Below are 20,807 nucleotides of genomic sequence, written 5' to 3'. Positions count from 1 at the left end.
GCGCGGTCCCGGATCTCGTACGGTGGGGGGAGGACGAGATGAGGAGGCCGTGATGCGGATCGCCCTGTGCCAGATCCCCGTCGGCGACGACTCGAAGGAGAACCTGGAGCGGGTCCGCGAGGCGCTCGCCGCCGCCCCGGACGCCGATCTGGCGATCTTCCCGGAGGCGACGCAGGTGCGGTTCGGCAGTGCCATCACCGCGGCGGCCGAGCCGCTCGACGGCCCGTGGGTGACCGCCCTGGCCGAGGCGGCACGCGAGCACCGTACGGCCGTGATCGCGGGCGTCTTCGAACCGGCGCCCGACGGGCGGGTGTACAACACCGCCGTCGCGCTCGACGCGGAGGGCGCGCCGGCGGGCGCCTACCGCAAGATCCACCTCTTCGACGCGTTCGGGTACCGGGAGTCGGACCTGATCGCCCCCGGTGACACTCCCGTGGTGGTCGAGCTGTGCGGTGTCCGGATCGGCCTGATCACCTGCTACGACCTGCGCTTCCCCGAGCTGGCGAGGGCGCTCGTCGACCGCGGCGCCGAGCTGCTGGTGGTGATCGCGTCCTGGGCCCAGGGCACGTTCAAGGAGGAGCACTGGGTCACGCTCGTCCGCGCCCGCGCGATCGAGAACACCGTCTGGACGGCCGCGGTCGACAAGTCCCCGGACCCGCCGAAGGCGGAGGGGCCGACCGGGGTGGGCCGCAGCCTGCTCGTCGACCCGATGGGCACGATCCAGGCCGACCTGGGGCCGTTCCCGGCCGTGCGCGTCGTGGAGACCGACGACGCGGTCACCGAGCGCGTACGGCGGATCCTCCCCGTGCTCGCGCATCGTCGTCCCGAGGCGATGGGCTGACGCGGCGACGGCGCCGGCCGAACGCCAGCACCAGGCCCGCGGCGAGCCAGACGGCGGCCACGACCTTCGCCATCGTGGTCGCCGACACGATGATCCAGACGGAGACGGCGGCGCCGGCGACCGGCACGAGCAGGTGCGGCAGCCACGCCCGGCTCCGGCGGCGCACGACGAACAGGCCGATGACCGACGCGTGCAGCAGGGTGAAGGCCGCGAGGGCGCCCATGTTCACGACGGACACCAGCACGTCCAGGCCGTCCGAACGCCAGGCCGCCCACAGGGAGACGACGGCCGCGACCCCCGCCGTGGTGAGCAGCGCGGCCCGAGGCACGCGGTGGCGGGAATCGACCTTGGCGAGCGCCCCGGGCAGGCCGTGGTCGCGCGCCATCCCGTACATCAGCCGGGACGCCGCCGCCACCGCGGACATCGCGGAGAACGCCGGTCCGATGCCCTTGACGACGACGAACGTCAGGTGGAGCCACGGCCCGAACGCCGAGTCGGTCATCTTGTAGAAGGCGGTGCCCTGTTCGGCCGGCGCCGACGCGAGGTGCTGCGGGCTCATGGGCATGAGGAGCCCGGCGAGGTAGGTCTGCGCGAAGAAGAGCAGTCCGGCCAGGCCCAGGCAGAACAGCACCGCGCGGCCGATTTGCCGCTCGTTCCCGGTGTTCTCCTCGGCGAAGGAGGCGATCCCGTCGAAACCGAGGAAGGACAGCACGGCGACCGAGACGGCCCCCATGACGGCGCTCGCGGTCGTCCCGCCGACGCCGGTGAGCGGCGACGTCCACGGCCGGGCCGGCCCGTGGATGGCGATGATCACGATCGCGGCGACGATGAAGACCACGAGGAGGACGATCTCGACGACGAGCACGACGAACCCGACGCGGGCCGCGAGGCGCACGCCGGCCAGGTTCAGGGCCGTGGTCCCCACGAAGGCGACCGCGGTGAAGACCCAGGCGGGGATCGAGGGCACCTGCGAGTGCAGCGCGATCCCGCAGAACAGGTAGGCGACGGCGGGGATCAGCAGGTAGTCGAGCATCGCCATCCAGCCGGCCAGCAGGCCCGCCGGCCGGCCGAGCCCCGCGCTGGCGTAGGCGAACACCGACCCGGCGTTCGGCACCCGGCGCGACATCTGCGCGTACGACAGGGCGGTGAAGCCCATGGCGATCGTCGCGACGACGTACACGAGGGCGACCGCACCGGAGCTCTTGGCGTCGAGCACGCCGAAGACGCCTACGGGCGCGAGCGGTCCGATGAACAGCAGTCCGTAGACGATGAGGTCGCGCAGCGACAGGCTGCGGCGAAGGCCCTGCGGCTCCAAGGGGGATCTCCCGGGGAATTCGGAGGTATCCGTATGTCGGAATGTATCCGTCCGGAAAACGGAACGCCAAAGCGTTTTACCAGGTCAGAGGGTTACCATGACCTGAAATCGCCTCAGCGTTCGCAGGAGCCTCAGGAGCCTTCAGGCCACGTTGGACGCGACCTCGGCGAGCGCGCTCTCGAAGAACTCCCGCGACTGCGCCCCGGACACCGCCCAGGTGCCTTCGAAGACGAAGAACGGGACGCCGGTGATGCCCATGGTCCGTGCCACCTCGAGCTGTGCGGCGACCGCCGCCTCGCCCTCCCCGGCGGCGAGGCGCTCGGCCACGCCGGGCAGCCCGGCCTCGGCGGCGAGTTCGGCGAGCGTGCCGTGGTCGTTCAGGTCGCGCCCCTCGGCGTGGTAGGCGCGGAACAACCGGCCGACGACGGCGTCCTGAACCCCGGCCTCACCGGCCATCGCGACGACCCGGTGCGCGTCGCGGGTGTTGGCCTGCAGCGCCTTTTCCGGCGCGTACGGCAGGCCCTCCGCCGCCATCAGCCCGCGCATCCGCTCGTGCATCTCGGCGACCCGCTCCGGACCGCCGAACTTCTCGGCCAGGCTCTGCTCGACGAGCCCGCCGGCGGACGCGTCCGGATCCAGCTGGTACGGCCGCCAGGTCACGGTGACCTCGCCGTCGAACCCCTCCACCGCGCCCGCGAACCTCGCCCGGCCCAGATAGCACCAGGGACACACCACATCGGAGAAGACCTCAATGTTCACAAGGAATGCCAACGGGCACACCCGCGCCCGCATTCCTCGGCTCACCAGTGGATACGCTGGGGGACTCGATATCTCCGACACTGAAAGACATCCCATGGCGCTTGAGCGACCCGAGATCGACTTCCCCGAGGGCGCCCCGCCCGCCGACCTGCAGATCACCGACATCACGGTCGGCGACGGTCCCGAGGCCACGCCCGGCTCGACCGTCACCGTCCACTACGTCGGCGTGTCGCATTCGACCGGCGAGGAGTTCGACGCCTCGTGGAACCGCGGTCAGCCGTTCAGCTTCCCGCTCGGCGGTGGCAAGGTCATCCAGGGCTGGGACCAGGGCGTCGCCGGCATGAAGGTCGGCGGACGCCGCAAGCTGGTCATCCCGCCGCACCTCGGCTACGGCAACCGCGGCGCCGGCCGCGCCATCAAGCCGGGCGAGACGCTGATCTTCGTCGTCGACCTGCTGGGCGTCGGCTGACCGGTTCTCTGAGAGCTTGACCGACGGCCCCGTCCCCGATCCCTCGGCGACGGGGCCGTCGCGCACCGCGGGACCGGCGTGCGCCTCGGCCCGTTCCGTCAGTTCGCGATCCCGATGTGCCGGCGCACCGTCGCGTCGTCGGAGAGCAGGGCGAGGATGCCGGTGGCGAGGTCGGCGCGGGAGATCCGGATGCCGCCCCGGACGTTGAGGTCGGTCGCGGTCCGGTAGCGCCCGGTGCCCTCCTTGTCGGTGAGCATCGGCGGCCTGACGATCGTCCAGTCGAGGCCGCTGTCGCGGACCTCCTCCTCCGCACGGCCCATGTCGGCGAAGCCGTGCCGGAGGACCCGCTTCAGGATCGGTTTCGCGATGTAGCGGGTGACCGGGCCGTCCCCGGCGTCGATGACCATCCCGGCCGCACTGATCATGATGAAGCGGCGGACGCCGGCCTTGCCCATCGCCGCGATGATGCTGCGGGCGCCGTCCTGGGACACGGTCGTCGGGCCGGACTCGCGGGGGCCCAGCGCGGAGACGACGGCGTCGGCGTCCGCGACGGCGGGCTCGATGGCCGCCGGATCCATCACGTCGGCCGTCACGACCTTCAGCCGGTCGTGGGAGGCGACGTCGAGCCGCGCGGGATCGCGGACCACCGCCGTCACCTCGTGTCCGCGCTCCAGCGCCTGCCGCACCAGCTGCGTGCCGGTGCCTCCGCTCGCCCCGAAGATCGTAAGTCGCATCGCTCGTCGCCTTTCCCCTGCAGCCTCGGTCAGTGAGTACTCACTAACCGGGGACCCTAGCAGGTTGGTGAGTGCTCACTAACCACGATAATGTGAGAATGTCCGATCGACAAAGGGGGATCGTGGGAACCCGGGATCGCATCCTCGACGCCGCCGCCGGCCTCATGCGCGAGCGCGGCGTCACGCGCACCACCACCAAGGAGATCGCGAAGGCGGCCGGGCTCTCCGAAGCGGCCCTCTACAAGCACTTCACCGACAAGACGGAGCTGCTGCTCTACGTGCTGCGCGAACGGATGCCCGGTTTCGCCCGCGTCGACGCCCGCCCCGGCGCGGGCAGCGTCGAGGAGACCATCGCCGAGCTCACCCGCGCCACCGTGGACTTCTACCTCGACGCGCTGCCGATGCTGGGCTCGCTGATGGCCGAGCCGCAGCTGATGGCCGCCCAGCGCGAGTCGCTCCGCAAGTACGGCGCGGGACCGGAGCACGCCGTCCGCCGGTTCGCCGACTATCTGCGCGCCGAGCGCGACCTGGGGCGGATCGCGCCCGACACGGACCCCGACGCGGCGGCCGCCCTGCTGGTCGGCGCCTGCTTCCAGCAGGCATTCCTCCGCTACTTCGCCGAGGGCCCGTCGGCCAAGCCGCTGCCGGACGAGACGGTCTCCGCGCTCAGCGCCACGCTCGTCCGCGCCCTGGGCGTACGCGGCTGACCGAACGATCACGCCAAATCGACCGGATTCGTCGACGGATTGCCCGAACCTGGCCACCACATCCCTGCATCAACCCCTATGAAGAGACTTAAGATCCACTGAGGGGAAGCTGGGGATGGATGCGCGGAATACGGTTGATCGCGTCGTGCGTGCTGGCGGCGCTGCTCGGAGTGGTCTCCGGCCTGTGGCCTGACGTCCGGGCACGGATGAACACCCCCGCCGCGCAAGCGGCGGAAAACCCGGCGATGGCGCAGGTCCTGGCACCGCCCCGGTGGCCGGCTCCGAAGCCGGGCAGCTGGCAGGTGTCCTACGAGCGGAAGGGCGACGGCCTGCCACCGGTCGTCGACCGGATCGCGACCCAGGACAAGGTCGTCTTCATCACGATCGACGACGGCTGGGAGCACGACACCCGATTCGTCGACATCGTCCGTACCCAGCGAGTGCCGATCCTGGTCTTCCTGACGGACCAGGCGGCCCGGACCGGCTACGAGTACTTCTGGGCGCTGCAGCACGCGGGCGCGCCGATCGAGGACCACACGATGGACCACGCGGCGCCGTTCAACGACATGCGACGGCTGTCCTCCGCGGCCCAGCACCGGCAGATCTGCGACTCGGCCGACATCTACGCCCACCAGTACGGCAGGCGACCGGAGATCTTCCGGCCGCCCGGCGGCTCGTACGACCAGGTCACGCGGACCGCGGCCCGTGACTGCGGCATGAAGTCGGTCGTCGTCTGGTCGATCGAGTTCTACAACGGCCTGTCCGGCAAGTTGGCCCGGATGGACGGCGGCTCGGATCTGCGGGCCGGCGACATCATCCTGATGCACTTCCGGCCCGGCCTGGCCCGGGACTTCGAGCGCCTCCTCACCTGGATCCGCCAGGCGGGACTGCGTCCCGCAGCGCTGGAGAACTACCTGCCCCGTTCCCTCGGCGGCAAGGCGGCGGGGTGATCCATCCCACGTTCGCGTTTCGTTAAATCAGGTTGATCGACCGCCGAATCCGGACAGCTTGATTAATGTCCACCATCGCTCCTGGGGGATATCCGATGGTCCTTCGCCCACAGCTCCGCACCCTCGCCGCGGCCGCCCTCGCGGTGCTCACCGCGGGTGGCGTGGCGGCCTGCCACCCGGGCAATCCGCACGAGCGGACCGCAGCACCGATGGCGTCGCACGGCCCCGGAGGCGGCGCTCCGAGCGGGACGCCGACCACCGGCCCGCCCGCGTCGGCCTCGGGGTCGCCGTCCGCCTCCCCTTCGCCCACGCCGAGCGGCTCGGCCCCGTCCGGCACGCCCTCGGGGCTCCCCCGGTCGCGCCACGGCCTGCCTCCGGTGATCAGCAACATCCCGGTCCAGGGCAAGATCGTCTTCATCACCATCGACGACGGCTGGGAGAAGGACGCCGACTTCGTCCAGCTGATCCGGGACCGGCAGATCCCGGTGACGCTCTTCCTCGCGAACATGGCCGTCAAGAAGAACTACGGCTACTTCCGCGAACTGCAGCAGGCGGGCGCGCTCATCGGGGATCACACGATGACGCACCCGTACATGCCGCGGCTGTCCTACGCGCGGCAGAAGCAGGAGATCTGCGACTCTGCCGCGATCTACACCACGCAGTACGGCGCGCGCCCGACGCTGTTCCGCGCGCCGTACGGGGCGACCGACAACGACACGCTGCGCGCCGCGCGGGACTGCGGGATGAAGGCGATCTTCTTCTGGCGGGAGGTCGTCAGCAACGGCCAGATCGCCTACCAGCGGGCCGGTCGCCTGCACCCTGGCGACATCCTGCTGGTGCACTTCAACCCGAACATGACCGCCGACTTCAAGAAGATGCTCCGCACCATCCAGAAGCAGGGTTTCCAGCCCGCCCCGATGCGGGATCACCTGCCGGCCGAGTTCTTCCAGTAGGCCTCCGGTCAGGGGTGCAGGGCGGTGCGCAGCGCCCGGAGCCAGTGCGCGGTCGTCGCCTTGGCGATCGCGCTCTCCGGCGCGAACCCCTCGAAGAAGTGCCAGGCACCGGGCACGTGGTGCAGCTCGACGGGCACGTCCGCCTCGATCAGCCGCCGGGCGTAGTCCACGCCCTCGTCGCGGAGGGGGTCCATCCCGCAGGTGAGGACGTACGCCGGCGGCAGGCCGCGCAGGCCCTCCGCCCGGGCCGGCGCGGCGTACGGTGAGGCCTCCCCGCGGTCCGGGCCGAGGTAGTTGTCCCAGGTGCGGCGGAGGCTCGGACCGTTGATGATCCTCCGGTCGGTGACCTTGCGGCGTGAGGCGGTGGTCTCCCGGTCGTCGAGGCACGGGATGAGCAGGCACTGGTAGGCGACGGAGGGCCCCTGCCGGTCCCGCGCCATGAGCGCCATGGCGGCGCTCAGGCAGCCGCCCGCCGACGCGCCCGCGACGCCGATCCGGTCGGGGTCGACGCCGAGCCCGGCGGCGCCGTCCGCCATCCACCGCAGCGCCGCGTAGCAGTCCTCGACGCCGGCGGGGAAGCGGTGCTCCGGCGCGAGCCGGTAGTGCACGTTGACGACGACGGCGCGGGCCTCGGCGCAGGCGTCGCGCGCCATCGGGCTCGGGCCGTCCAGCTCGCCGTACGCGAAGCCGCCGCCGTGGATGTAGAGGATCCCGGGCAGCACCTCGCCCTCGGCGGCGTCGGCCGGCCGGATGACCTGCAGGTCGATCGTGTTGCCGTCCGGCCCCGGGATGACCGCGCCTTCCACGATGACGCGGGGATCCGGGCCCATCTGCGGGGCCATCAGCGCGCGGAAGCCGGCGCGGAGCGCCTCGACGTCGGCGTAGGGGTCGGCCGGCCGCTCCGGGAGGGCGGCGAAGACGTCGGCCAGTTCGGGATGGACGTACACGAGCACCTCGATAGTCTCATTGATACGGTATCGGCGAGATGAAAGTATGGTCTCAGTGAGACGGTGTCAACGGGAGGTTCGTGTGGAGTTGAGCATGTCGGCGTACGTCGTGCTCGGCCTGATCGCCCGCCACGGCCCGATGACCCCGTACGAGCTGAAGGCGCGCGTCGAGGAGACCATCGTCCCCTTCTGGCCCATCCCCCACGCGCAGCTCTACCGCGATCCGCCCCGGCTGGCGGAGCTTGGCCTGCTGACCGAGGAGACCGAGGAGGGCGGCAGACGCCGCCGCTTCTTCCACCTCACCCCCGCGGGCGAGCGGGCGCTACAGGACTGGCTGTCGGCCCCCGAGGTGCCCCAGGCCGAGTTCCGCGACCCGGCGCAGCTCAGGCTGGCCTTCGCCGACCTCGGCGACCCCGGCGACCTGGTGCGTCTCGCACGGACCCAGGCGCGGCAGCATCGTGAGCTGATGAGGGCGTACGAACGGCGGCGCGCCGCGCTCGAACCGGATGACACCGGCACCGTCTCCCGCGAGCGCATGCTGTCCTTGGGGATCCTCCACGAGCAGGCGCACGCCGCCTTCTGGGAGACGATCGCCTCGGCGGACGAGGACCCGGACGAGCCCTCCGAACCGACCCCGAAGGACCACTGGCAGGACAACTAGGGGCCGGGGGTCAGGAGCGGGCGATGGCCTGCTCGAGCAGCGTGCGCTGCCGCTGCGGGCTGAGGCCGACTCCGCGCCGCTCCCGCGGCGCGGAGTGGGCCCGGCCGGCCCGAAGCGGATCAGATGCCGACCGGGTGCCAGACGGTCTTGGTCTCCAGGAACGCGGTCATCCGGCCGGTGCCCGGGTCGGCGTTCCAGTCGTCGGCGGCCGGGCGGTGCACCCGCTTGAGGGTGTCCGCCGCCGCCCGCTCGCAGTCGGCGGCCAGGTCCTCCGGAGCGCCGGTCAGGTCGAGAGCGTTGACGTCCTGGTGGGAGGCCAGCCAGGGGGCCAGTTCGGCGCGGTGCCCGGTGAGGAGGTTGACGACGCCGCCCGGCAGGTCCGAGGTGGCGAGGACCTCGGCCAGGGTGATCGCCGGAAGGGGTGCGGGCTCGGAGGCCACGACGACCGCCGTGTTGCCCGTCACGATCGCCGGGGCGATGACCGAGACCAGCCCGAGCAGCGGCGAGTCGGGCGCGATCACGCCGACGACGCCGGTGGGCTCGGGCGTGGAGAAGTTGAAGAACGGCCCGGAGACCGGGTTCGCCGACCCCGTCACCTGCGCGAACTTGTCGGCCCACCCGGCGTACCAGACCCACCGGTCGATCGCGGCGTCCACCTCGGCGGTGGCCGCCGCCTTGCCGAGACCGGCCGCGCGGACCTCCTCGAGGAACTGGCCGCGGCGCCCTTCCAGCATCTCCGCGACGCGGTAGAGGATCTGCCCTCGGTTGTAGCCGGTCCGCCCCGCCCAGCCGGACTGGGCCTTGCGGGCGGCCACCACCGCGTCCCGGACGTCCTTGCGAGAGGCGCGCGCGGCGTGGGCCAGGAACCTTCCCTTGGCATCGTTCACGATGACGGTCCTGCCGGACTCCGACCGGGGGAACGCGCCCCCGATGAACAGCTTGTAGGTCTTGCGAACACTCAACCGCTCGCTCATCGAACGTAGGCCTCCAGCCCGTGCCGTCCGCCCTCGCGCCCGAAACCGGACTCCTTGTACCCGCCGAACGGGGAGGCGGGGTCGAACTTGTTGAAGGTGTTCGCCCAGACCACCCCGGCCCGCAGGCGCTCGGCCATCCACAGGATCCGCGAGCCCTTGTCGGTCCAGATCCCCGCCGACAGGCCGTACGGCGTGTTGTTGGCCTTCTCCAGCGCCTCGGCCGGCGTACGGAACGTCAGCACCGACAGGACGGGACCGAAGATCTCCTCGCGGGCGATCCGGTGCGAGGCGGCCACACCGGTGAACACGGTCGGGGTGAACCAGAAGCCGCGCTCGGGCAGCTCACACGCCGGCGACCAGCGGGTCGCGCCTTCGGCCTCGCCGGCGTCGGACAGCTCGCGGATCTTCGCGAGCTGCGCGGCGGAGTTGATCGCGCCGACGTCGGTGTTCTTGTCCAGGGGGTCGCCGACCCGCAGCGTCGTCATCCGCGCCTTCAGCCGGTCGAGCAGCTCCTCGGCGACCGACTCCTGGACAAGGAGCCGCGAACCCGCGCAGCACACGTGCCCCTGGTTGAAGAAGATCCCGTTGACGATCCCCTCCACGGCCTGGTCGAGGGGCGCGTCGTCGAAGACGATGTTGGCGGCCTTGCCGCCCAGCTCCAGGGTCAGCTTCTTCGCCGTGCCCGCCACCGACCGGGCGATCTGCCGGCCGACCTCGGTCGAGCCGGTGAAGGCGACCTTGTCGATGCCGGGGTGCTCGACCAGCGCGCGGCCCGTCTCCCCCGCCCCGGTCACGATGTTCACCACACCGGGCGGCAGCTCCGCCTGGACGCAGATCTCGGCGAACGCCAGCGCGGTCAGCGGCGTCGTCTCCGCCGGCTTCAGCACGACGGTGTTGCCGCAGGCCAGCGCCGGTGCGATCTTCCACGCGAGCATCAGCAGCGGGAAGTTCCACGGGATGACCTGCCCCGCGACGCCCAGCGGCCGCGGGTCCGGGCCGAACCCGGCGTGGCCGAGCTTGTCCGCCCATCCCGCGTAGTAGAAGAAGTGCGCCGCGACCAGCGGCAGGTCCACGTCCCGCGACTCGCGGATCGGCTTGCCGTTGTCGATCGACTCCAGGACCGCCAGCTCCCGCGACCGCTCCTGGATCAGCCGCGCGATCCGGAACAGGTACTTCGCCCGTTCCGCGCCCGGCATCGGACCCCACACCGTGTCGTACGCGCGGCGGGCGGCCGCGACCGCGCGGTCCACGTCGTCGGCGCTCGCGTCGGCCACCTCGGCGAGGGTCTCCTCGGTGGCCGGGTTGATCGTCTTGAAGGAGCTCTTCGCCTCGACGAACTCCCCATCGACGAACAGGCCGTACGACGCCTTGATGTCGACGATGCCCCGTGACTCCGGCGCGGGGGCGTACTCGAAAGTCATCTGCCTCAGTCCAGGGTGAAGTAGTCAGGACCGCCGTACACGCCGGTCGTCAGCTTGCGGCGCTGCATCAGCAGGTCGTTGAGCAGGCTGGACGCCCCGAGCCGGAACCACTCCGGGGTCAGCCAGTCCGGCCCCGCCGTCTCGTTCACGAGCACGAGGTACTTGATCGCGTCCTTGGTCGTCCGGATCCCGCCCGCCGGCTTGACGCCGACCTGGCGGCCGGTCCGCGCCCGGAAGTCGCGCACGGCCTCGAGCATGACCAGCGTCACCGGCAGGGTCGCGGCCGGGCTGACCTTGCCCGTGCTCGTCTTGATGAAGTCGGCCCCGGCGAGCATCGCCAGCCAGGACGCGCGGCGCACGTTGTCGTACGTGACCAGCTCACCGGTCTCGAGGATCACCTTCAGGTGCACGTCGCCGCACTCGGCCTTGACCGCGACGATCTCGTCGAACACCTTCTGGTGGCCGCCCGCCAGGAACGCGCCCCGGTCGATCACCATGTCGATCTCGGACGCGCCGTCGTCGATCGCCCGGCGGGTGTCGGCGAGCTTGGCGTCGAGCGGCGCCCGCCCCGACGGGAACGCCGTCGCGACGCTCGCGACGCCGATCCCCGTGCCGTCCAGTGCCCGGACCGCCTCACCCACGAGGTCGGAGTAGACACAGACCGCCGCGACCTTCGGCGCGCTCGTGTCGGCCGGGTCCGGATGGGCCGCCTTCGCGCACAGCGCCCGCACCTTGCCGGGCGTGTCCGCACCCTCGAGCGTCGTCAGGTCCACCATCGAGATCGCCAGGTCGATCGCGTACGCCTTCGCCGACGTCTTGATCGAACGGGTCGCCAGCCGCGCGGCCCGCTCCTCCGCCCCCACCTGGTCCACCGGCGGCAGCCCGCGCAGGAAGCCGCGGAGCTCGGCCGGCGACACGGCCGCCTCCGCGAAGGTCGACAGGTCAGGCACGTCTCCCCCTGTGTTCGAGTATCCGGTCGAGGATAAGCGCCACCGTGCGGAACATGACCACCCGGGAGGTGCGCGAATCCCCCAGATTGAACAGCTTCGCCGGAACGGACGGCAACGACAAGTCGCCGACCCCGCGAACACCGACGAGGTGAGAGGACTCAGCGATCGGATCTCAGGTCGCCCAGTTGCCGGGCCGCCGCGTCGACGGTCTGGGCGAGCAGGACGGCGATCGTCATGGGGCCGACGCCGCCGGGGACCGGGGTGATGAGGCCGGCGCGGGTCGCGGCGGACTCGAAGTCCACGTCGCCGACGTTGCCGGGGTTGTACCCGGCGTCGATCACGACGGCTCCGGGTTTGATGTCCTCACCACGGATGAAACGCGGCCGGCCGACGGCGGCGACCAGGATGTCGGCCTGCCGCACCATCGACGGGAGGTCGGTCGTGCGCGAGTGGCAGTACGTGACCGTGGCGTTCGCGGCGAGCAGCAGCATGCCGACCGGCTTGCCGAGGATGGCGCTGCGGCCGACCACGACGGCGTGCCGGCCCGCCGGGTCGACGTCGTACTCCTCCAGCAGCCGCATGATGCCGCCGGGAGTGCAGGGCACGAAGCCCGGCAGCCCGAAGCTCAGCGCGGCGAACGAACTCAGCGTGAGCCCGTCGACGTCCTTCTCCGGGGCGATGGCCTCGAACGCGGCTCGCTCGTCGATGTGCGACGGGACGGGGTGCTGGAGCAGGATGCCGTGCACCTCCGGGTCCTGCGACAGGGCGGTGATGGCGGCCACGAGTTCCGCCGTCGTCGTGGTGGCGGGCAGGGCCACGTGCCGCGAGACGATGCCGGCCTTCTCGGACCGGCTGCGCTTCATGCGGACGTAGGTCACCGACGCGGGGTCGTCGCCGACCAGGACGGTCGCCAGGCACGGCGTCGTGCCGCTCTCCCGGGTGATCTGTGCGGCTCTGGCGGTGCTGTGCTCGACGATGCGGCGGGCGAGGCCCGCGCCATCCATGAGACGGGCGGTCTGCGTCTGGGACATCGGCTGCTCCTGAACGGTCGTCACGACTCGGCCCAGGCGCACGGCACGACGTTTTCCGGGCCGCTCCCCGGTGGTGCTCCACCTCAGCGCCAGTCACGACCCAAGACTCTGACTTCTAACAGTCGACCACGATCTGCGCAAGCCGGCGGACGACGCGGCGGGCGAGCGAGGTCTCCGCGAGCCCGCCGGGGCGATGTCGCCCTGGCCGCCCTCGCGCGCACCCACTTACGGACAGATGCCAAATTCCAGAGTTTACGCCCGACTCTGCACTTCACCACTCTTATCCATTTTATTCCGAACTTAATTAGAAATTGCTCTACCTGGATCGCAGGCCGGAAATCAAAGCTATAGCGCCCAAAAGGGGCGCACAGGGCCTTAAGGGCTACTTCCGGCATCAAGGAGATAACATGCTCAAGGAGATTAGCGCTGTCGGCGGGCTGGCGCTCGCAGCCGCCACAAGCCTGATGCTCACGAGTTCACCCGCATCGGCGCAGGTCCCAACCTGGAAACACCGGCATCACGCCCGCAGCGGCAACGTCAACGTGAACCGGAATATCAACCGGGTCACCGTGCGAGTCCACGCCGACAACAGGAATGACAATGTCGCGATCGCGGACGGTGGCTTCCGCCGCGGGTGCGGGGGCGGTCGTGGTTGCGGCTGGGGCGGCGGCGGCTGGGATGACGGCTGGAGCGACGGCTGGGACGACTGATACCAGGCGAGAGTCGGGCGCCGGTGAACTCCACCGGCGCCCGACTCGGTACAGGCCCTGGGCTTCCTCGTGATCACGATGCGCCCATGCCTCGAAAACGCGTTGAACCAGGGCGTACCGCTGGTGGAGGCTCTCGACCGTGCTTCGTGATGAGGATCCGTCGTGACGGGTGGCTGGACCGCCGATCTGCTCCTGGGCGGCATCGTCCTCCTGGGCGCGTCCGTCCAGCGGCTGGCCGGGATGGGATTCGCGCTGGTCGCGGCGCCCGCGCTCGTGCTGCTTCTCGGCCCCTCCCAGGGAGTGCTGCTGTCGAACGCCGCCTCGGGTGTGATCAGTGTGATCGGGCTGGTGGACGGATGGCGGCGGGTCCGGCTGGGCGCGATGGTGCCGCTGGTCGCCGCGGCCGCCTGCACGGTGCCGGCCGGGGCCTGGGTCGCCGCTCGCCTGCCTCAGCAGGTGCTGCTCGCCGGGATGGGCGCGCTGGTGACCGCGGCGGTGCTGCTCGTGATCGCGGGCACGCGGGTGCCCGCGCTGAGAGGCTCCGGAGGTGCGGTCGCCGCCGGCGCCGCGAGCGGTTTCATGAACTCCTCGGCCGGGGTCGGCGGCCCGGCGCTATCGCTGTACGCGGTGAACGCCGACTGGACGGTACGGGAGTTCGTCCCGAACGCGCAGTTCTACGGGGTCGCCGTGAACGCCCTGTCCCTCCTGGTCAAAGGCGTGCCGCGGCTCACCGGCCCCGCCTGGCTGCTGGTCACGGCCGCCCTCGCGGGCGGCGCCGTCGCCGGGCGGGCGCTCGGGGATCACATACCGGAACGCGGTGCGCGGCGGATCGTGCTGCTGCTCGCCCTGGCCGGCGGCCTCACCACGCTGGCCAAGGGCCTGTGGGAGCTGACGGTCACCTGATCGCCCGGCGGTCGCCGCACCCCGTACGGTCGCTCAGGTCAGCCGTCCGGCGGCTCGCAGGTCGTCGAAGATGATCTGATCCACCGGAGAGACGCGGTCGCGGTCGGCGTAGGACAGCCACACGACCTCCTCGATCTCGCTGCTGGGCGCGAGCGTGCCCTGGTAGTCGCCGGTGTAGCAGGTCATCCGGACCGTGACCCCGTCGGGATGACCGTGCGCCTGGGCCTCGTACGTCCCGAGGTGGGCGACGGTCTCCGGCACGATCGCGACGGTGAGCTCCTCCTCGATCTCTCGCGTCAGCGTCTGAGCGTCGCTCTCCCCCGCCTCGCGCTTGCCGCCGGGAAGGTAGAAGACGTCCTTGCCGTACGAGCGCGTGCTGAGGATCCTGCCGCCCTCGATCCGAATCCACGACACCTTGTCGATGACCGACATCTCGCGCTCCGATCCTGGACGGCCTTGCTCCCCCCGCACCCTACCGAGGCCACCGACCGCGGCGGGTCGGCGGCCGTCGCCCCCGGCCGGCGGGTCGGGCGCTATTCCGGCTCGCCGGGGCGGCCGCCGGGCATGACGTCGCGTTCGCCGGGGGCGATGACGCCGGCGCCGGTGTCGCGTGGGGTGCGCTGGACGGCGTTGAGGACGTGGTAGCCGAGCAGGACGGCGATGGTGCCGAGGGCGATGCCCTGCAGCGGGAAGTCCTTGGTGATCTTCAGCGTGACGTTGCCGATGGCCAGGATGATGCCCGCCGCCACGGGGACGAGGTTGACCGGGTCGCCGAAGTCGACGCGGCTCTCGATCCAGATCTTCGCGCCGAGCAGGCCGATCATCCCGTACAGCACGACCGTGATGCCGCCGAGGACGCCGCCGGGGGTCGCGGCGACCAGCGCGCCGAACTTCGGGCACAGGCCCACGAGGATCGCCACGATGGCGGCGACGTAGTAGGCGGCGGTCGAGTAGATCCTGGTCGCGGCCATGACGCCGATGTTCTCGGCGTACGTGGTGGTGGGCGCGCCGCCGACCCCGGTGGCCAGGATCGTGCCGAGGCCGTCGGCGGCGATGGCGCGGCCGAGGTACGGGTCGAGGTCCGCGCCGGTCATCGCGGCGACGGCCTTGACGTGGCCGGTGTTCTCCGCGATGAGCGCGATGACCGGCGGCAGCGCGACGAGGATCGCGGAGGTCTTGAAATCGGGGCCGTGGAGGTGCGGGAGGCCGAACCAGTCCGCCGCCTTCACCTTGCTCAGGTCGACACGGAAGTGGGAGGTGACCTTGCCGGTGCCGTCGGGCGCGGTGATCCGGCCGGCGGCCTTGTCGAGGATCCACGACAGGAGGAAGCCGAAGACCAGGCCGATCAGGACGGCGATCCGCGCCCAGAACCCGCGCAGCACGACGGCGCACAGGACGACGACGGCGAGGGTGGCGAGCGCGACCCACTGGTCCTGCGGCCAGTAGACGTTCGCGACGACCGGGGCGAGGTTGAAGCCGATCAGCATGACGACCGCGCCGGTGACGACCGGCGGGAAGATCCGGTGGATGATCCCGGCACCGAGCACGTGGATGACCAGGCCGACCACGGCCAGCACCGCGCCGGCGACGAGGATCGCGCCGGTCACGTTCGCGGTGGTGCCGCCCGCCGCGCGGATGGAGGCGACGGCGCCGACGAAGGACGCACTGGTGCCGAGGTAGCTGGGCACCTTCCCGGCGGTGATCAGCAGGAACATCATCGTGGCGATGCCCGACATCATGATCGCGAGGTTCGGGTCGAGGCCCATCACGACCGGGAACACGAAGGTCGCGCCGAACATGGCGATCACATGCTGGGCGCCGATGCCGACGGTACGGCCCCAGGACAGGCGCTCGTCCGGCGCGACCACCTCGCCCGGCGGGGGTGTGCGCCCGTCGCCGTGCAGTTTCCAGCCGATCGCCATGGAGTCCCCTCGGGTGGTCGACAGTTCGTCTCCGAGGTCTAAGTGTGGTCTCCTGCTCCGGGCGCGCGGACCGCGGGGCATTTCATGGCGTCTCCTCGGCCGTGGTGGAGGCGAGGCTCGGTGTCTCGGGGCGGCTGATCGGCCGGAACGTGACGAGGACGATCAGGAGGGCTCCGGCCGTGCACCAGGCGCCGATGACGGCCGAGGTGGGAAAGCGCTCGCTGAGGGCGCCGGTGGCCAGGATGGCGACGCCTTGGGAGATCTGGACCCCGCTGCTCATGACACCGTTCGCCCGGGTCCGGTATTCGTGCGGGACCGCCTGCTGGAACAGTCCATGTGCGGCGGGCACCAGCAGGGACATGGCCGCGCCGGACGCGGTGACCATGACCAGCACTCCCGCGAGTGGCGGATCGAGCAACCCGGGGATCAGGCTGAGGGGGGGCCAGGACCGCGAGCGGGCGGATCAGCCGGCGTCGGGTCCCTGGCCGCAGCAGCCGCGTCAGCAGCAGGCCGCCGATGGCGACACCGAGCGGGTGGGCGGCCATGATGAGACCCTGGGTCGCGCCACCGCCACCGAGCTCGGACGCCCAGGCGGCGGCCAGGCCCTCTGGCACGATCACGAACGAGACCACGCCGAAGATGATGAACGCGATCACCCGCATGACGGGGTCGCCGAAGACGACGGTGTATCCCTGCCGGGTCTCCCGCCACAGGCCGGAGCGGCGTGCGGCCGCGAGCGTCGCCGGGCGGAGCTTGACGTAACGGCGCAGCAGGAATGCCGAGCCGGCGAAAGTGGTGGCGTTCAGCAGCAGCGCGACGTTCGGGCTGTATCCGGCGATCACCCCTCCGGCGGCGTACCCGACGACCTGGCCGAGGTTGAAGATGGAGTTGTTGAAAGCGACGCCGAGCGTGTAGCGGTCGCCGGTGAGGATCTGCGGGAGCTGGGCGGAGCGGGCCGCCTCGAACGGAGGCCCGAACAGGCCGCTCACGAACAGCAGCAGGAGCATGACGGGCACGGGAACGCCCGGGATCGCGATCAGTCCCATGAGGGCCGTCCTGGCCAGATCGCAGGAGATCATCACCGAGCGTGAGGGGTATCGTTCGGCCACCGTCGCGAGCAACGGGCCCGCGGTGAGCCAGGGCAGATACCCCAGGGCGAAGGTCGCCGCCGACGCCAGTGCCGAGCCGGTGCGATCGAACACCAGCAGCGCCACCGCGGCCCTGCACAGATAATCCCCGACCCAGGACAGCGTGCTCGCGGCGAACACCGCACGGTATTCGACCAGCGCGAACAGATCCCGATAGACCGCCGGCCGGTCTTCGTCAGTCGGACGACTCATTCAATCTCCGCAGCACATTGAAGACGGCCGACCCCAGCCGAAGCCGAGGACCGACCGCCGCTCGCTCATCCGGAAAATTACGGCCACTCGGTGATTCTGACGTTCATCGTGCGCCTCCTTTCGTCTTCGCTGGATACGGCCGACCGCCGTCGGAGGTAGGGGGTCGGCCGCCGCTGAGGCGAATCGCGGGTTACGGCCACTCGGTGATTCTGACGTTCATTGCGCACCTCCTTCCGTCTTCCCGGGAGACGCCCGAATGATGATCTTGTGGCTCGGAGTCTTGCCGCGAACCGCACCGGCGTGGGAGGACCGCACGCGCCAACAGAGGGACCCCGCGCGCCAACCTCGGTCAGGTGGTCAGGTTCCAGCGCCGGACCGCGCGGCGCAGGGCGCGAACGTCGGAGTACCCCAGCTGTGCGGCCATGGCCGCACGCGATGTCCCCTCCCGCAGCAGCCGGGCGGCCTGGTCGCGCCGTACCGCGTCGACCTCCTGCCGCCAGCTCGTGCCGGCCTCCTCCAGACGGCGCTGGAGACTGCGCGGGCTCATCGCCAGCCGCCCCGCCACCGCGTGCAGGGACACCGTCCGGCCAGGCAGATCGGCGGTGATGGCCTCCCGCAGGAGATCACGCCATCCCGGCACACGGCCGGGCGCCGCGGTGATCGCATCGGCATGCGCGCGCAGGATCCGGGCCAGAACGGGATCGGCGCCCGGCAGCGGCTGCTCCAGATCGGCCGGGGCGAAGGTCATCGTGGTCCGGTCCTGGCCGAAATCGACCCGAGGAGTCCCGAACGCCTCGACCAGGTCGCGGTGACTGCGGGGCGGATCCCCGCAGAAACCCACATGCACCGGTGAGACCTCCGCCCCGAGTGTGTCCCGGGCTCGGTGCAACAGCACTCCGAGCGCGAATTCACGGATCAACGCGTTGGTCTCCGGGAAGGGGCTCCGGACCTGATACCGGACCGTCAGCTGCCCGTCGTCGCCGATCACATCGACGTCGTCGGTGCTGCCGTCGTCACTGACGACAGGGGAGTAACCGATGGCGGTGGTGAACCCCTCGCCCAGCGTCGCGGCCGTCTCGAACAGGTAGTCGGTCAGATACAGCCGTCCCCGGGTCCACCGGCTCGATACCCGCAGCCCAAGGTGGGGATCGGGAAACTCCAGGTGGCCGAGCCGCCACACGCTGGTCATCTGCGGCGTCGGCACCCGCGCGGTGTCGTCGCCCAGCGCCCAGACCGGCAACCCCACCCGGCGGCTCAACGCCGCGGCGTCGACGCCGAACCCCCGCAACGAGTGCAGAACGAACCGCGCGAGAGAGGTCGAGACCGTCCCTTGTGTCACCGATCCCCCAACAGCCGTGGGCCTCGACGAAGCCGAAACCTACACCTGCGGTGTCGCCGCGGGCGTGGTGGCCTCAGATCCCGCGCATGCGCAGGACGTGCAGCGCGAGGGTGAGGTTGAGGCGGAGATTCGCGTCGTCGGTGAACGGGCCCAGCAGGCGCTCCAGTTTGCCGATGCGGTACCGGAGCGTGTTGTAGTGGAAGTGCAGACGGCGGGCGGTCTCGGCGACGTTGAGGTTGGTCTCCAGCAGCACCTGCAGCGTGCGCCGCAGGTCGACCGCCTCCGGGTCCTGGTCCCCCGCGAGCTCGCCGAGGGTCTCCTGGACGAAGGCGTGCAGCTCGGCGGTGTCCTCCACCAGGCTGAGCAGCCGGAAGACGCCGAGCTCGTCGAAGTGCACGATGGCCCCGTCGCCGTGCATCTGCCGTCCGACCCGTACCGCCTTGACGGCCTGGTCGTAGGCGGACGGCAGGTCGGCGGACACCTGCGCGACGCGGCTCACCCCGACCGAGAAGGTCCGCTCCTGGTCGGCGAAGACCGCGGCGGCGTCCTTGGCCAGCGCCTGGACGTCGCAGGCGTCGGCGGCGACCACGGCGACGACCTCGCCCGAGAAACCGGCCACCGCGCCGCTGCGGTCGCGGCGCCTGACCGCCGAGGTCCAGGCGGCGACGAGCCGGTCCTGGAGCAGGCGCTCCTCCGGGCCGCGCGCGGTCCCGCGGTCGAGGGCGGCGACGAGGACGGTGGAGGGGCGGCCGAGGTCCCAGCCGAAGCTCGCGCTGTGGGCGACGACGTGCTCGTCGTCACCAGAGTCGCCGGTGAGCACGTCACGCAGGAAGTCCGCGCGGTACTTGCTCTCCACGGCGGACACGGCCTGCTGCTTGGTGATGACGAGGGCGACGACGGTGGCCGCGCGTTCGAGGATGCCGGCATCGGGTGCCGGCACTCCGATCGCCGCCATCCGGCCGTACGTGAAGCCTCCGGCCACGACGGGCGCGGCGACGTGCCCGCCGGACTCCTCCGTTCCCGGGTCGTCACACGTGACCGGCGCGATGGCCGGAGTGGGCCCGTCGGCTCCCGGGAGGAAGGGCGGGGCGGCGGCCGACCCCAGGGGCGGGAGGGCGTCGGGCGGCGTGGGGTCGCCGGCGTCCGGCGGTGTGGCCCGCAGCCGGGCCAGGAGCGCCTCGTCGCCGGAGGCCGCGAGCCGCCGGCCTTCGCCGTCCAGTACGGCCACGGCGGCGCCCAGGAGAGTGGCGACCTCGTCGGTGACCTCCTGGAGTCCGCCGCCGCACAGCACGATCTGCAGGAGGGCCCGGTGCACCTCCTCGCCGCGCGCCAGGACCGCGGCCTGCCGGTTGAGGATGTCGGTGAGCACCTGGTTGAGGATGTCGTCGAAGCCGACGTCCTCGGGCAGCAGGATGAGGGGGAGGTCGAGCCCGTCGGCCTGGTCGATCATCTCGGCCGGCAGGCGGTCGAGGTAGCGGCCGGGTTTGACCGCGAGGGCCGCGAGCCCGCACGTGTCGAGGTCGGCGACCAGGTGGCCGAGGGATTCCGGAGTGTTGCGGAGCGGATAGCCGGTGGTCAGCAGGAGCTCGTTGGGCTTGACCCAGGCGAGGACGTCCGGGACCTCCATGACGTTCAGGCGCTGTACGACGCGGCCGAGCCCGCCGGCCCCGGCGACGAGCCGGGCGTCCGCGAGGGTGGACAGGCCCAGAATCTCCCCGACGGACAGTCCGTAGGTCAGGGTGCCGGCGCCGTCGATTTGAAGAGTCGGAGGACGAGGTACCGAAAAAGACGACATGGCCGCCCCATCTGCCGAAGTTTCCCGCCGGTAACGATCACACGATGACGAGAAATACGAACGCTGGCAACCATCGTTGGCAGAAT

The 20,807-nt window shown here is 71.1% G+C and carries 21 protein-coding genes and 1 riboswitch; of the genes, 8 read left to right on the top strand and 13 right to left on the bottom strand.

The window, feature by feature from the left end; translation table 11 throughout:
• The first annotated feature begins 52 nt into the window (after positions 1–52).
• On the top strand, positions 53–841 hold the full coding sequence (locus tag ACQP2O_RS15980) for a carbon-nitrogen hydrolase family protein (RefSeq protein WP_433184988.1): 789 nt from the start codon (positions 53–55) through the stop codon (positions 839–841).
• Here the strand turns inward: ACQP2O_RS15980 and ACQP2O_RS15975 are convergent.
• Both ACQP2O_RS15975 and ACQP2O_RS15970 read right to left on the bottom strand, forming a co-directional pair.
• The gene (locus ACQP2O_RS15975; protein ID WP_433184985.1) at positions 777–2,156 is read right to left on the bottom strand and encodes an APC family permease; all 1,380 of its coding nucleotides are present in this window, start codon (positions 2,154–2,156) and stop codon (positions 777–779) included. The genes ACQP2O_RS15980 and ACQP2O_RS15975 overlap by 65 nt on opposite strands.
• A gap of 141 nt (positions 2,157–2,297) precedes the next feature.
• A complete protein-coding gene (locus ACQP2O_RS15970; protein WP_433184982.1) occupies positions 2,298–2,927 on the bottom strand; it encodes a DsbA family oxidoreductase in 630 nt (209 codons plus the stop codon).
• An 82-nt stretch (positions 2,928–3,009) separates the two neighbouring features.
• On the opposite strand from ACQP2O_RS15970, the gene ACQP2O_RS15965 reads away from it, so the two are divergent.
• Entirely contained in the window at positions 3,010–3,384 is a 375-nt protein-coding gene (locus ACQP2O_RS15965; RefSeq protein WP_433184979.1) for an FKBP-type peptidyl-prolyl cis-trans isomerase, read from the top strand.
• A gap of 98 nt (positions 3,385–3,482) precedes the next feature.
• Here ACQP2O_RS15965 and ACQP2O_RS15960 read toward each other — a convergent pair whose 3' ends face one another.
• Entirely contained in the window at positions 3,483–4,118 is a 636-nt protein-coding gene (locus ACQP2O_RS15960; protein ID WP_433184976.1) for an NAD(P)-dependent oxidoreductase, read from the bottom strand.
• 98 nt (positions 4,119–4,216) lie between these two features.
• Here ACQP2O_RS15960 and ACQP2O_RS15955 point away from each other — a divergent pair, with 98 nt between their 5' ends.
• The 3 genes from ACQP2O_RS15955 (at position 4,217) to ACQP2O_RS15945 (ending at position 6,728) form a co-directional block, all read left to right on the top strand.
• Entirely contained in the window at positions 4,217–4,825 is a 609-nt protein-coding gene (locus tag ACQP2O_RS15955) for a TetR/AcrR family transcriptional regulator (protein ID WP_433184974.1), read from the top strand.
• Positions 4,826–4,944: 119 nt separating this feature from the next.
• Positions 4,945–5,775 carry a polysaccharide deacetylase family protein gene (locus tag ACQP2O_RS15950; RefSeq protein WP_433184972.1) on the top strand — a complete coding sequence of 277 codons (831 nt, stop codon included), beginning with the start codon at positions 4,945–4,947 and terminating at the stop codon, positions 5,773–5,775.
• A 95-nt stretch (positions 5,776–5,870) separates the two neighbouring features.
• Positions 5,871–6,728, top strand: coding sequence for a polysaccharide deacetylase family protein (locus ACQP2O_RS15945; RefSeq protein WP_433184969.1), 858 nt, complete (start codon positions 5,871–5,873; stop codon positions 6,726–6,728).
• A gap of 8 nt (positions 6,729–6,736) precedes the next feature.
• Here the strand turns inward: ACQP2O_RS15945 and ACQP2O_RS15940 are convergent, their stop codons facing one another.
• Positions 6,737–7,681 (bottom strand): alpha/beta hydrolase, encoded by a 945-nt coding sequence (locus ACQP2O_RS15940; protein WP_433184966.1) that lies wholly within the window; start codon positions 7,679–7,681, stop codon positions 6,737–6,739.
• A 76-nt stretch (positions 7,682–7,757) separates the two neighbouring features.
• Between ACQP2O_RS15940 and ACQP2O_RS15935 the strand changes: the two genes are divergently transcribed.
• Complete coding sequence (locus ACQP2O_RS15935) at positions 7,758–8,336, top strand: PadR family transcriptional regulator (protein ID WP_433184963.1); 579 nt, start codon at positions 7,758–7,760, stop codon at positions 8,334–8,336.
• Between the two features lie 119 nt (positions 8,337–8,455).
• Here ACQP2O_RS15935 and ACQP2O_RS15930 read toward each other — a convergent pair whose 3' ends face one another.
• The 4 genes from ACQP2O_RS15930 to ACQP2O_RS15915 all read right to left on the bottom strand — a co-directional run bounded on the left by ACQP2O_RS15930 (position 8,456) and on the right by ACQP2O_RS15915 (position 12,712).
• Positions 8,456–9,310, bottom strand: a complete 855-nt coding sequence (locus ACQP2O_RS15930; RefSeq protein WP_433184960.1) for an aldehyde dehydrogenase family protein — start codon at positions 9,308–9,310, stop codon at positions 8,456–8,458.
• Positions 9,307–10,731, bottom strand: coding sequence for an aldehyde dehydrogenase family protein (locus ACQP2O_RS15925; RefSeq protein WP_433184958.1), 1,425 nt, complete (start codon positions 10,729–10,731; stop codon positions 9,307–9,309). Before ACQP2O_RS15925 ends, ACQP2O_RS15930 begins: the two co-directional genes overlap by 4 nt.
• Before the next feature lie 5 nt (positions 10,732–10,736).
• Positions 10,737–11,681 (bottom strand): deoxyribose-phosphate aldolase, encoded by a 945-nt coding sequence (gene deoC / locus ACQP2O_RS15920; protein WP_433184955.1) that lies wholly within the window; start codon positions 11,679–11,681, stop codon positions 10,737–10,739.
• Between the two features lie 158 nt (positions 11,682–11,839).
• On the bottom strand, positions 11,840–12,712 hold the full coding sequence (locus tag ACQP2O_RS15915; RefSeq protein WP_433184953.1) for a bifunctional 5,10-methylenetetrahydrofolate dehydrogenase/5,10-methenyltetrahydrofolate cyclohydrolase: 873 nt from the start codon (positions 12,710–12,712) through the stop codon (positions 11,840–11,842).
• A gap of 23 nt (positions 12,713–12,735) precedes the next feature.
• Positions 12,736–12,819: riboswitch (ZMP/ZTP riboswitch) on the bottom strand.
• Positions 12,820–13,119: 300 nt separating this feature from the next.
• Here ACQP2O_RS15915 and ACQP2O_RS15910 point away from each other — a divergent pair.
• The gene (locus tag ACQP2O_RS15910) at positions 13,120–13,422 is read left to right on the top strand and encodes a hypothetical protein (protein ID WP_433184951.1); all 303 of its coding nucleotides are present in this window, start codon (positions 13,120–13,122) and stop codon (positions 13,420–13,422) included.
• Positions 13,423–13,584: 162 nt separating this feature from the next.
• Complete coding sequence (locus tag ACQP2O_RS15905) at positions 13,585–14,325, top strand: TSUP family transporter (protein ID WP_433184949.1); 741 nt, start codon at positions 13,585–13,587, stop codon at positions 14,323–14,325.
• A gap of 33 nt (positions 14,326–14,358) precedes the next feature.
• Here ACQP2O_RS15905 and ACQP2O_RS15900 read toward each other — a convergent pair whose 3' ends face one another.
• The 5 genes from ACQP2O_RS15900 to ACQP2O_RS15880 all read right to left on the bottom strand — a co-directional run bounded on the left by ACQP2O_RS15900 (position 14,359) and on the right by ACQP2O_RS15880 (position 20,721).
• Entirely contained in the window at positions 14,359–14,757 is a 399-nt protein-coding gene (locus ACQP2O_RS15900) for an NUDIX hydrolase (protein WP_433184946.1), read from the bottom strand.
• A gap of 101 nt (positions 14,758–14,858) precedes the next feature.
• A complete protein-coding gene (locus tag ACQP2O_RS15895) occupies positions 14,859–16,247 on the bottom strand; it encodes a uracil-xanthine permease family protein (RefSeq protein ID WP_433184944.1) in 1,389 nt (462 codons plus the stop codon).
• A gap of 38 nt (positions 16,248–16,285) precedes the next feature.
• Positions 16,286–17,587: an MFS transporter gene (locus tag ACQP2O_RS15890; protein WP_433184940.1), complete on the bottom strand. Its 1,302-nt coding sequence runs from the start codon at positions 17,585–17,587 to the stop codon at positions 16,286–16,288.
• Positions 17,588–17,936: 349 nt separating this feature from the next.
• Positions 17,937–18,926 carry an AraC family transcriptional regulator ligand-binding domain-containing protein gene (locus ACQP2O_RS15885; protein ID WP_433184937.1) on the bottom strand — a complete coding sequence of 330 codons (990 nt, stop codon included), beginning with the start codon at positions 18,924–18,926 and terminating at the stop codon, positions 17,937–17,939.
• Positions 18,927–18,999: 73 nt separating this feature from the next.
• Positions 19,000–20,721: a PucR family transcriptional regulator ligand-binding domain-containing protein gene (locus ACQP2O_RS15880; RefSeq protein ID WP_433184934.1), complete on the bottom strand. Its 1,722-nt coding sequence runs from the start codon at positions 20,719–20,721 to the stop codon at positions 19,000–19,002.
• Positions 20,722–20,807: the final 86 nt, after the last annotated feature.

The organism is Actinoallomurus sp. CA-150999, assembly GCF_050942425.1.
Classification (GTDB): Bacteria; Actinomycetota; Actinomycetes; order Streptosporangiales; family Streptosporangiaceae; genus Actinoallomurus.
Note: the sequence above shows the minus strand (reverse complement) of the source record. Positions and strands in the feature narration are given on the sequence as shown.